Annotated in this window: 11 protein-coding genes; all 11 read left to right on the forward strand. The window is 29.1% G+C overall.

Features of this window, described 5'->3' with window-relative positions:
• Positions 1–6: 6 nt before the first annotated feature.
• On the forward strand, positions 7–1,506 hold the full coding sequence (gene tilS, locus ACEG17_RS00425) for a tRNA lysidine(34) synthetase TilS (RefSeq protein WP_372582132.1): 1,500 nt from the start codon (positions 7–9) through the stop codon (positions 1,504–1,506).
• A complete protein-coding gene (ftsH, locus tag ACEG17_RS00430) occupies positions 1,490–3,793 on the forward strand; it encodes an ATP-dependent zinc metalloprotease FtsH (protein ID WP_372582133.1) in 2,304 nt (767 codons plus the stop codon). Before tilS ends, ftsH begins: the two co-directional genes overlap by 17 nt.
• A 271-nt stretch (positions 3,794–4,064) precedes the next feature.
• Positions 4,065–4,193, forward strand: a complete 129-nt coding sequence (locus ACEG17_RS00435) for a hypothetical protein (protein WP_372582134.1) — start codon at positions 4,065–4,067, stop codon at positions 4,191–4,193.
• 177 nt (positions 4,194–4,370) lie between these two features.
• Positions 4,371–4,787 carry a lysozyme inhibitor LprI family protein gene (locus tag ACEG17_RS00440; protein WP_372582135.1) on the forward strand — a complete coding sequence of 139 codons (417 nt, stop codon included), beginning with the start codon at positions 4,371–4,373 and terminating at the stop codon, positions 4,785–4,787.
• 609 nt (positions 4,788–5,396) lie between these two features.
• Positions 5,397–6,047: an ankyrin repeat domain-containing protein gene (locus tag ACEG17_RS00445; RefSeq protein ID WP_372582136.1), complete on the forward strand. Its 651-nt coding sequence runs from the start codon at positions 5,397–5,399 to the stop codon at positions 6,045–6,047.
• A gap of 89 nt (positions 6,048–6,136) precedes the next feature.
• A complete protein-coding gene (gene ptsP / locus ACEG17_RS00450) occupies positions 6,137–7,840 on the forward strand; it encodes a phosphoenolpyruvate--protein phosphotransferase (protein ID WP_147005303.1) in 1,704 nt (567 codons plus the stop codon).
• A gap of 134 nt (positions 7,841–7,974) precedes the next feature.
• A complete protein-coding gene (locus ACEG17_RS00455) occupies positions 7,975–8,535 on the forward strand; it encodes a DJ-1 family glyoxalase III (protein ID WP_147005304.1) in 561 nt (186 codons plus the stop codon).
• A 235-nt stretch (positions 8,536–8,770) separates the two neighbouring features.
• The gene (gene rsmH / locus ACEG17_RS00460) at positions 8,771–9,694 is read left to right on the forward strand and encodes a 16S rRNA (cytosine(1402)-N(4))-methyltransferase RsmH (RefSeq protein WP_147005305.1); all 924 of its coding nucleotides are present in this window, start codon (positions 8,771–8,773) and stop codon (positions 9,692–9,694) included.
• 8 nt (positions 9,695–9,702) lie between these two features.
• Entirely contained in the window at positions 9,703–10,122 is a 420-nt protein-coding gene (locus ACEG17_RS00465; protein ID WP_147005306.1) for a cell division protein FtsL, read from the forward strand.
• Between the two features lie 213 nt (positions 10,123–10,335).
• Positions 10,336–10,647, forward strand: coding sequence for a hypothetical protein (locus tag ACEG17_RS00470; protein WP_372582137.1), 312 nt, complete (start codon positions 10,336–10,338; stop codon positions 10,645–10,647).
• Positions 10,647–12,620 carry a V-type ATP synthase subunit I gene (locus tag ACEG17_RS00475; RefSeq protein WP_372582138.1) on the forward strand — a complete coding sequence of 658 codons (1,974 nt, stop codon included), beginning with the start codon at positions 10,647–10,649 and terminating at the stop codon, positions 12,618–12,620. The genes ACEG17_RS00470 and ACEG17_RS00475 overlap by 1 nt, the downstream gene beginning before the upstream one ends.
• The last annotated feature ends 7 nt before the right edge of the window (positions 12,621–12,627 follow it).

Below are 12,627 nucleotides of genomic sequence, written 5' to 3' on the forward strand. Positions count from 1 at the left end.
AAATTGATGGAAAAAGTAAAAAAAATTGAAAAAAAAATATTAAAAAAATTAGAGGAAGTTATAAAGGAAGGGCTGGTATCTGAAAAAGACAAGATTCTTATTGCCTTTTCTGGAGGACCTGATTCAGTTTTTCTTTATCACTTTCTTAATTTACTAAAAAATATAATTTCAATAGAGATTTCAATAGTTTATATTAATCATAACTTACGTCATGATGTTGAAAACGACTTGAAATTTATAAATGAATTTTCAAATTCCAATAATGTTAATTATTATATCGAAAGTGTTGATGTAAAAAAGTATGCAACAAAAAATAAAAAGTCAATAGAATTGGCAGCAAGGGAATTGAGATATGAGGCTATTGAGAATATTAGAAAAAAGATAGGATATAACAAGATTGCTACAGGTCATAATTTGGATGATAATGTAGAGACCTTTATTTTCCGTCTTTTAAGGGGTACATCGGTAACAGGGTTAAAAAGTATTCCAAAGACAAGAGAAAATATAATAAGACCAATTTTAGATTTTGAAAAAAGTGAAATTTTATCTTTTTTAAAAAATAAAAATTACAAATACATAATTGATTATACCAATAATAAAAATGACTATACAAGAAACTTTATCCGAAATAAAATTTTTCCTGATTTCGAAAATATTAACCCTACTTTTAGGCAAAAAATAGATTCTCTGATAAAAGAAATTAATGACAAAGAAAATTGTAAATTGACATTTTCTAATATTTATGAGGAAACTATAAATCATAAAGATGAATTAATTCAACTTCTGAAGCAAAATAATGTAGAAATCTCAAGAGAAAAAATTAATCAGATTTACAAAAGTCTTTTTTTGGAAAATGGGAAATTACAGAATGAAGGTTCAAAAGAATTTTATTTAGGTAAAAATAAAGTTTTGCAAAATATATATGGGGAATTAAAAATTATTAGTATTGTAGATGAGAAAGCAGAAAAAAGTGTAAAAAGTGATAAAAATAGTAAAATCTTTGATAAAATTAAAATTTTAAAGGGAAATCAAAGTATTGAATGGTATAATTACGAGATAATCTTATATGAAAACATTCAGGATTTTAAAACTTATTTTATAAACAAAAAAAATATAAACTATACTTTTTATAAATTTGATGATGAAAAAATAAAAGATGGAAAAATTATTGTCAGAAGTCGAAAAGATGGGGATAGAATTTTTCTGAAAAATTTGGGACATAAAAAAGTTAAGAAAATTCTTATTGATGAAAAGATTATGAAATGGGAGAGGGATTTCATTCCCATTGTAGAGATTGAAGATGCTCAAGTTTTGGAGAGTTTAGAAACTGAAATTAGTAAAATAGAAATTGATAATAATAAAAAAACAAAAGAAATATTAGCAATTTCAGATATAAAGTTTTCAAAATTTTTGGAAAAAATCTCAAATAAAGATATTGAAAATTTAGAAAATAGCAATAAAAGTAAACTATTAATAATAGGGAGGAAAAATGGCAGAAAGAGATAAAAACGATATTAGAAAACGACTGGAAGAATTACGAAAAGATAATAATAGAAAAAATAATAGACAGGATAATGGAGATAAACCACCATTTTCAGGATTTCTTTTTTTTGTTTTTGTAGTACTGCTGGTAGTTTTTACAGCGATATTCCATCGTGATATACAAACTGTTTTTCAAAATAAAAAGGAAATTTCTTATACAGAATTTGTAGGTAAGACACAAAAAGGTGATTTTACTGAAATCGATGAAAAGGATGATAAGTTAATTGCACAAGTAAAGGAAGATGGCAAGGAAGTACTTTATTTTACCAAAAAAATAACAGATAGAGTTGGAAATGAGCCAATAATTATTAATGCAATTGCACAGAAACGTGTTAGATTAAATTCATTGCAACCTTCTGGCGGGAACTTTTTCTTGCTGTTATTAGGTCAATTTTTACCAATGATTATAATGATTGGGCTTATGGTATATCTTGCTAGAAAGATGGTTGGCGGATCTCAAGGTGGAGGACCTGGAAATATCTTTGGGTTTGGAAAATCAAGAGTAAATAAGATTGATAAAAAACCAGATGTAAAATTTGATGATGTTGCAGGAGTTGACGGAGCAAAAGAAGAGCTGAAAGAAGTTGTTGACTTTCTTAAAAACCCTGAAAAATATACAAAAGCTGGAGCAAGAGTTCCAAAAGGAGTACTTTTGCTAGGTAGACCGGGAACAGGTAAAACATTACTTGCAAAAGCAGTGGCAGGAGAATCTGGAGCATCGTTCTTTAGTATTTCAGGTTCGGAATTTGTAGAAATGTTTGTTGGTGTTGGAGCATCACGTGTAAGGGATTTGTTTGAAAAAGCAAAGGAATCAAGTCCTTCAATCATATTTATAGATGAAATTGATGCCATTGGTAGAAGAAGAAGTGTTGGAAAAAATAGTGGAAGCAATGACGAACGTGAACAAACGCTAAATCAATTGCTAGTTGAAATGGACGGATTTGAAACAGATACAAAGGTTATCGTACTTGCGGCAACAAATAGAGAAGATGTATTAGATCCTGCATTATTGCGTGCTGGACGTTTTGACAGACGTGTTACTGTTGATGCCCCTGATTTGCAAGGACGTGTTGCAATATTGAAAGTTCATTCGAGAAATAAAAAACTTGATAGCGATGTAAGACTTGAAGATATTGCTAAAATTACACCAGGATTTGTTGGAGCTGATTTAGCAAACTTATTAAATGAAGCGGCAATTTTAGCAGCAAGAAGAGCAAGTGACACGATAAAAATGGCTGATTTAGATGAAGCTGTGGATAAAATTGGAATGGGACTTGGTCAAAAAGGTAAAATTATTAAACCAGAAGAGAAAAAACTATTAGCTTACCATGAAGCTGGTCATGCTATTATGACTGAATTGACACCAGGAGCTGACCCTGTTCATAAAGTAACAATAATTCCTAGAGGAGATGCTGGTGGATTTATGATGCCACTCCCTGAAGAAAAGTTAGTAACTACAAGCAGACAAATGCTAGCTGAGATAAAGGTGCTGTTTGGTGGACGTGCAGCTGAGGAAATTGGGCTTGATGATGTAAGTACAGGAGCTTATTCTGATATAAAACGTGCTACAAAGGTAGCAAGAGCTTATGTTGAAAGTGTTGGTATGAGTAAGAAATTAGGACCAATTAACTTTGAAAACTCAGATGACGAATATTCATTTGCTCCAAATAAAAGTGATGAAACAGTAAGGGAAATTGATCTTGAAATAAGAAAAATTTTAACAGAAGAGTATTTAAATACTTTGAACACTTTACAGGATAACTGGAGCAAACTAGAAGAAGTAGTAAAATTATTACTGAAAAAAGAAACAATTACTGGAGATGAAGTTAGAAGAATTATCAAAGGAGAGACTTCAGAACAAATTTTAAAAGCTTCTGAAAATATTGAAGAAGATAATAATTCGAATATCGATGAAGAAAAAAAAGCAAAAGAAGAAAATGCAGAAATAATATCAGAAAAAAAATTGATAGAAAAAGTTGAAGAGTTAGAAGAAAAAATTAAAACTCAAAACTCATCTGAAGGAACAATAGAGAGTGCTGAAAAAACAGATGAAGAAAAACATAATTCTTCTGAAAGTGAACTGGAAAAAGTTACAGAAACTAAAGATAAAAAGGATAATGATGATAATCCAAATGATTCTTCAGAAAATAATGATAATGATTCTGATTCAGGAAATGAAGATATAAATGAAAAATCTGAAAACAGTGAAAAGAAAAAAAGTAATTTTAAATTACCAAGTTTTATGGAATAAAGTATAAAAGTTAATTTGTATATTTAAATAGAAAGTTGACATTAATTTTAAATTTTTGTTATCTTTCTATTTTTTTAATCTAATAAACAGTTAATATATTACCATAAAAATAAACATAAATATAATTTAAAAAATATATTGACTTTTTTAAAAAGGTGTTGTATAATTATGTTGTGAAATAAAAGAGAAAATCAATTACCGTAAAAATTTGAGAGTTGGAAGGGATAATTGTGTAAAAAGTAAAATTAAAATCGGAATTATGATTTTTGTGATGATGTTTAGTGTTAACAGTTGTACATTAATTTATAATGCAGCAGCACTAGGACTGGCTGGAATAGCTGGAGCCGCTGCATGGGAAGGGGCGAAAAGTGGTAAAACCAAAACTTGTAGAGGAACATGATGCATATTTAGCTAATGATAGAGGAGGAAGGTAGTGTCTTGATTAGAAAGATTATCCGATTTATGATTAAAATAAAAATTATGTATTTTTATTTTTTTTTGATAAATTGTGTGATATAATATCAATGTAAAGAATAGAAATTGTAAGGTAAAAATTAAAAATAGGAGTTGATGAAAAATGAGAAAATTACTAATAACAGGATTATTACTTGTAGGAGCAATTGCGTTTGCTGGAAAATATGAAGATGGGTTAAAGGAACGTATGAAAGTTGCGGAAGAAAGACTTGAATCAAAGTTTGAAGGAACCACAGCAGATATGTTGAATGCCAGCTCTGAATTAACAGATGAATGGGAAAAAGAAATGAACAAAGTGTATGATTTAATTTTGAAAAAATTACCAGCAAAAGAACAGTCAAAATTTAAGGCTGAACAGGCAAAATGGTTAAATGACAGGAAAGTGGCTATAAAAAAAGCGTTGAATGATAAAGAGGATGGACCTAAAATGGCTGTGTTTGGAGCAGCTGGAACTGGACTTTCTATGACAGAAGAAAGAGCTTTAAAACTTGCAAAAAGATACGACAGTCTTTCTAAATAGTGTTTAGAATATTAGATTAAATAAAAAAGAGTTTTGATGTACTGTAAAAAAGTTGAATAAAATAAATTAATTAATAGTTATGGAATAAATACATAACAAAATAACTTTGAGGAGTTTTATGTTAAAGAGAGTTTGGTATATTTCATAACTATTTTTATTAATTCTTAGTAAAATTTGCTTAAACTCGAACTTAAAAAATAGGAGTATTTTATTAAAGCCTTTAATTTATATAATTTTTATTAGTTAAATTTTAAATAAGTTTGAGTATAATTTAAATATTTGTATTAATACCAAATTCTGCTAGAAAATATATGCAATTCAAAAGTTATTAAATATACACTATGCTGCTTAGATAGAAAATAGTATGAAAAATAAATTTGAAAAATTATTATAAATTTAGCAAAAAAGATAAAAGAACAAAAAAATGTGTAAAGCAGGAAAAAGTGTTTGCACTTTTTAAATGATATGGTATAATATTATTAGTGAGGTATAAAAGTGAAAAAGTTTTTTTTATTTAAAAAAAATAAAATGATTTTTATTATGATTTTGGTAACTTTCAGTCACATAATGTTTCCTTTAAATTTTAAATACAATACTGGAGAAAATCTTGTGACAAAAAAAAGGGAGGCAGATGAAAAAGAAAGACATCTAAAATCAGTTCTTGATGCTATACGTGGGCATAATAATAAATATGTACAGTTTTTTCTTGCAACAGAAAGAAATATTGCAAATCGTAAAAGAGTGGCAGATGAGATTGTAAATAGGCCTGTGGGAGTATATGGAGTTAATATAGATGAATCATTATTATTTGAAGGTGGAGGAAAACTGATTGATGTCAATGCAAAGAGTCAGGATGGGTATACTCCAATTATTGTCGCTATTGAAGCAAAGAATCAGGAAATTTTAAAACTTCTGATAGAAAATGGTGCGAATCTTTATGAAACACATCCAATTTTTAACAGAACAACTCTTGGAACAGCTGCATACTATGAAAATGAAGAGGCTGTGGAAACTTTGTTAAAAAAAGATTCAAGACTTATAAATATTGGAAGTACTATTGATGGATGGACTCCGCTTGAGGATGCGACATTGAAAGCAAATGCAAAAATTGTAAAAATGCTGTTGCAATACGGTGCAAATCCTACAATTACTGATAAACATGGAGGAACTCCGATGGATATGGCAACAAAATTTGGAAAAGGTGAAATTGTTAAGATATTGAGGGATTATATAAAGGCTAATCGAAGTAAATATTATTAGTTATGAAATATTTCAAATATAAAAAAATATATGAGAAGCCACTTTAAATTTGTTTGTAATAAAAAAAATTATATATAGAGGAGAAAAAAATGAAACGAATGACAGGAATTGGTGCTTCAGAAGGAGTATCTATAGGTAAAGTATTACTTTTTATCGCAGAGGAAATTGTTATCCCAGAAACTAAAGCTGAGAATTCAACAATTGAGGCTGAATTAGCGAAATTGAGAGATGGATTGAAACAATCTAAAATACAATTAATCGCAATTAGAGAAAAAGTAAAGGAAAAAATGGGAGAAGATAAAGCAGCAATTTTCGATGGTCATATTATGCTTCTTGAAGATGAAGATTTAATTATGGAAGTTGAGGATAAGATTAAAGGGGAAGGTCTTCCTGCTGCAAAAGCGCTGCATGATGGAATTAATGAATATTGTGATATGATTTCAAAATTGGATGATCCGTATTTAAGAGAAAGAGCTGCTGATTTACAAGATATTGGTAAAAGATGGCTTAAAAACTTGTTGGGAATGAAAATACATGACCTAAGTAATTTAGAGCCAGGAACAATAGTTGTAACAGAGGATTTGACACCATCTGACACAGCTCAATTAGATTTAGAAAACTGCATAGGATTTATTACAGAAATTGGAGGGAAAACAGCTCACTCTGCGATTATGGCAAGATCACTTGAATTACCAGCAGTAGTTGGAGTAAAAGGGATTCTTAGTGAAGTTAAAGATGGAGAAGTTGTTGTTATGGATGGAGAAACAGGTGAATTATACTTGAATCCAACAGAAGATTTAGTAAAGGACTATATCAAAAAACAAGAAGAATTGAGAAAAGAAAAAGAGGAATTGAAAAAATTAATTCATGAAGATGCAGTAACTCTTGATGGTAGAAAAGTTGATATTTGGGGGAATATTGGTAGCCCTAATGATGTTGACGCTGTAATTGAATCAGGAGCTACAGGAATTGGATTGTATAGAACAGAATTCTTATTTATGAACTCTGATCATTTCCCAACAGAAGAAGAACAATATCGTGCATATAGAGTAGTTGCTGAAAAAATGCAAGGAAAACCTGTAACAATAAGAACAATGGATATTGGTGGAGATAAAGAATTACCTTATTTAGACTTGCCAAAAGAATTAAATCCGTTTTTAGGATATAGAGCAATCAGAATTTCGTTAGAAAATAAAGATATGTTCAAAACTCAATTAAGAGCTATTTTGAGAGCTTCTCAATATGGACAAATTAAAATTATGTATCCAATGATAAGTTCAGTTAATGAAATCAGAAAAGCAAATGCTATTTTGGAAGAATGTAAAAGAGAACTTGATGAAATTGGAAAAATTTATGATAGAAATATAAAAGTAGGAATAATGGTTGAAACTCCTTCAACAGCAATTATTGCCTATAAATTTGCAAAAGAAGTTGACTTCTTCTCAATAGGAACTAATGACTTGACACAATATTTCCTAGCTGTAGATAGAGGAAATGAAATGGTTGCAAACTTATATAATTCATTCAATCCTGCAGTGTTAGAAGCTATTCAAAAAGTAATTGATGCTGCGCATGGAGCTAATATAAACGTTAGTATGTGTGGAGAGTTTGCCGGAGATAAAAGAGCGACTAAATTATTGCTAGGAATGGGACTTGATTCATTCAGTATGAGTGCATCATCAGGATTGACTATCAAAAAGATAATTAGAAACAGTAATTATGCAGATGCAAAAAAATTTAGAGATTTAATTTTACAGCAAGATACACCTGAAGAGGTTGTAGAAAAATTATAATAAATTGTAAAAAAGGCTAGTTAGTTTTATTAGCCTTTTTTCGCCTTAAAAATAGAATTATTATTTGTTTCTTTATTGATATTGAATATTAACAAATAACCGTTTTTCGAGTTTATAGTTTAGGAGTGAAAGATATGAAAAATAGAAAAGTGGCAGTATTTTTAGCAAACGGATTTGAGGAGATTGAAGCAGTTACACCAATTGATTTACTTCAAAGAGCTGAAATTACTGTAGATACAATTTCAATTACAAAAGAAAATCTTGTAGAAAGTGCAAGAAAAATGAGAATATTGGCAGATAAGATAATTGATGAAATTAATTTTTCTGAATATGATATGTTGATATTACCTGGCGGTCCTGGGGTAAAAAATTATTTTAACTCTCAAAAACTTTTAGATAATATACTAAAATTTTCAAAAGATGAAGAAAACAAAAAAATTGCGGCTATATGTGCAGCTCCGACTGTATTAGCAAGTCTTAAAATATTGGAGGGGAAAAAGGTGGTATGTTTTCCAGCTTGTGAAGAGGATTTGCTAAAGAGCAAGGCTATTTTGGTAAAAGAAAGAGTAATTACAGATGGAAATGTTGTAACGAGCAGAAGTGCTGGAACGGCAATGGACTTTTCACTTATGATTATTAGTGAACTTTTGGGTGAAGAAAATGCTGAAAAAGTTTCAAAGGAAATTGTGCTTTAAAAAGTTGTAAAACAAAAAATAAAAAATTTAAAAAGTTATATGGAAAAAATAAGAAAAGTGTGGTAAAATGTTTCAGTAATTATGAAATAAATAAAATAATTTGATAATTAATGAGATTGTAACTATTGATTCAATGAAATTATATTAATAATGAATGTTAAAATTTTAGAATTAATTTCAAGGAGTTTTGTATAAAATTGAACTTCATAATTAAAAATATTTAAAGGAGAATTTTATGGAATACCATAAACCTGTGTTGTTTGATGAAGTGATAGAAAATATAATAACAGATAATGATGCAGTTTATGTTGACTGCACGCTTGGTGGTGGTGGGCATACAGAAGGTATCCTAAAAAAATCTTCTGAAAATTCAAAAGTTATTGCAATTGATCAGGATATACAGGCGATTGAATTTGCTAAAAAAAGACTTGAACAGTATGGAAATAAACTCCAGATATTTCAAGATAATTTTAGAAATATCGACACGGCTGTTTACCTAGGAGGTTTTGAAAAAGTAGACAGGATATTGATGGATATAGGAGTTTCCTCAAATCAATTGGATAACGCTAAAAGAGGGTTTTCATACAGGTTTGAAGCAAAGTTGGATATGCGGATGGATAATAACTTGGAAATAAGTGCTTATGAAGTTGTTAACGATTTTTCTGAAAAGGAAATAGCTGATATTATTTATAAATATGGTGAAGAGCCAAAATCAAGAAAGATTGCTAAAAAAATCGTAGAATATAGAAAAAATAAGTCGATTGAAACTACAACAGAGCTTGCAGATATTGTTATAAAATCAATAGGAAAAAGCATGAAGCGACATCCTGCCAAAAGAACATTTCAGGCTATCAGGATTTTTGTAAATAAAGAACTTGAAGTTTTAAATGAAACATTGGATAAGGCAGTAAAACTGCTTAATAAAAATGGCAGGCTTTTAGTAATTACTTTTCATTCGCTGGAAGATAGAATTGTGAAGGAAAAATTTCGTGAATATGAAAATCCATGTACTTGTCCAAAAGACATACCAATATGTGTATGCAACAAAAAAAGTCTAGGAAAGATAATTACAAGAAAGCCAATTATTGCTAAAGAATCAGAGTTAGAAGAAAATAACAGAGCACATTCAGCAAAATTAAGAATTTTTGAAAGGAGTTAATAAAGATTATGAATGGTGTTTCAAAAAACAAAAAAATGCAAATGGAAATACTTGATGTTCCAAAAATTACAAATACAGCAAGATCTCATGAAGATGCAAGAAGAGAAAGAATAGTAGCTCCTAAAGGAATTAAAAGAAAGCTTTCTAGAACTGCAGGACTTGATAAAAAGGTTATAAAAACTGTTTTGTTTTATGTTACAATTGTAACTGCAGTAGCATTGTTAAGAGCTTTTGTTGGATATGATGTAGCTAATTTGGGTAGAAAAATACAAAAAAAAGAATTGCAGTTGAAAGAATTGAAAAAAGAAGTTGAGAGACTAGATAATAAGTATGTCAATAGCGATGATTTGAAAACGAAAGAACAAAAAGCAAAAGAAAAAGGATTTTCTATTCCAAATAATCCAACATATATAGATTTGAAAAATTAGTAGTAAAAAAATATAGCATAATTTAAGAGTGTTATATTTTTTTTTATACGAGAAAGAGTTGTAAAATATAGGAATAAAGGCTTGACAATAGCCAAAAAAATTGATAACATAATATATATAATGACTAATAAGTCAATTTGTTTTTGTGTTTTTATTTATAAAAAAATAAAACATTTGGTAATAGTAAAAATAATTTACGAAGGAGGTTATATCTTGGCAAAAGAAGTTTTAGAAAAAATAAAAAAGGCTGAAAGTGAATCAGATAGAATTATTGCTGATGCAAATGAAAAAGCAAAAGATATTTTGAAAAATATTGAGCAAAAGATAAAAGATGACAGCGATAAAATAATTTCTGAAGCCGGTATTGAAGCTGAAAATCTAAAAAATCAGTCAATAGAGGATGCTGAAAAAAAAGTAAACTCCCTCTTGAATAGTAAAGAGGAGGATGTAAACAGGATTCTTAATATTGATGAAAAGAGAATAGATGAAGTTGTTAATTTATTAGCGGAGAGGATTGTGAAATAATGGCAATAGTTAAAATGAGTAAATTTGAATTAGTTGTTTTCGCAGAACAAAGAGCTAAAATATTGAAGGCACTTCAAAAATTCAAGGAAGTAAATTTTGTTGATATTAAATTACATGATGAAAATGGAGAAATAGACAAGGATGCAGTTGAAGGTGTTACAAAATATGTGAACAACGAAGAATTAACACATATTGACGAAAGACTTTATCAGTTGAATAATGCAATTTCTCTTATTAAAAAGTACGATGAGAGAAAAACACGTTTAAGAGATATTATTCATGGAAATGATAATTATACTTTTGATACATTGTCTAAAAAGGCATTGGATTATGACTGGAAAAAAATTTCTTCAGAATTGAATTCGATTGGAGTGCAGTATTCACAGATAAAATCAGAAATTTCAAAAAAATACGCACACTATGATGAAATAGAGTTATGGGAACGGCTAGATGTAAATCCTAAAGAGTTAAAAAGTCTGAAAAAGGTAAATACATTTTTAGGAACAATACCAATAAAGCTCAAAGGTAACTTTATTGAAGGAATTTCTGAACTTGATAAGATTTATTATGAGGAACTAAGAATTTCTAAAGATGAAGTCTATTATCTTGTAATTTCAAGTAATGACGAAAACGAAAAGGAAAAATTATCTGAAATTTTTAGAAATAATAGTTTTAGTGTGGAAAATCTTGATATTGATGCAGTTCCACGTGAATATAAAGTTAAGTTGCAAAAAGAAATAGAAGAGCTGAAAAAACAAAAACGTAAATTAAAATCTCAAATTAAAACTTATAGTGAAGATTTGAACGATTTACAAGCGGTTTATGAATATTTACAAAATAAAAAATTGCGTATTGTGGAATCAGAAAAATTAGCACAAACTGAAAATACTGTTTTAATAAAAGGATGGATTCCAGAAGAAAAAATAGAGGAATTTGAAAAAGTTGTAAAAAGTGAAGCGGATGATAATTATTATCTAAAAGTTACAGAAGCAGATAAAAATGACGAGACAGTGCCGATTAAGTTAAAAAATGGAAAGGTTGCAACTGTATTTGAAAATTTGACAGGGATGTATGCTTATCCAAGATATAATGAAATCGATCCAACGCCTTTATTTACACCATTTTATATTTTATTCTTTGGGATGATGGGAGCAGATGTGGGTTACGGGCTTGTGTTATTGCTTGCAACAATATTTGTTTTAAAAGTAGTTAATTTAAGTTCTCAAATGAGAAAATCTGTTAAATTTTTCTTTTATTTAAGTTTTTCTGTTATTTTCTGGGGAATTTTGTATGGTTCGTATTTTGGTGCAGAAATAAATGGAGTATGGCGACTTGTAAATCCTGCAAAACAATATAATAGCTTATTAATTGGCTCAATTATATTTGGTGTAGTTCATATATTTATTGGGCTTGGAATAAAAGCATATTTATTGATTAGGGATGGAAAATCGCTGGATGCAGTTTATGATGTGCTATTCTGGTATATGGCACTTATGGGCGGAATGGTGTATTTAATATTCAAATTGATGAATTTATCGCCTATTGTAACAAGTATTTCGATGTGGATTATGATTGCTGGAATGGTCGGAATTGTACTTACTGGTGGACGTGAGGCTAAAGGAGTTGGTGCAAAATTAGGTGGAGGACTTTACAGCCTTTACGGAATTTCAAGTTATGTAGGTGATTTTGTATCGTATTCAAGACTTATGGCTTTAGGTCTTTCTGGTGGATTTATCGCATCGGCCATAAATATGATTGCTGGAATGATTAGTGGAAATTGGTTTGGAATGATATTTGTGCCAGTAATATTAATAGGTGGGCATCTATTTAATATGTTCTTATCTTTCTTAGGAGCTTATGTCCATACTTCAAGACTTATGTATGTTGAATATTTTGGTAAATTCTACGAAGGTGGAGGAAAACCATTTAAGGACTTTAGAACAGAAAGTAAATATATAAACATGGATGATTAATTTAATA

This window comes from Leptotrichia hongkongensis, assembly GCF_041538065.1.
GTDB lineage: Bacteria > Fusobacteriota > Fusobacteriia > Fusobacteriales > Leptotrichiaceae > Leptotrichia > Leptotrichia hongkongensis.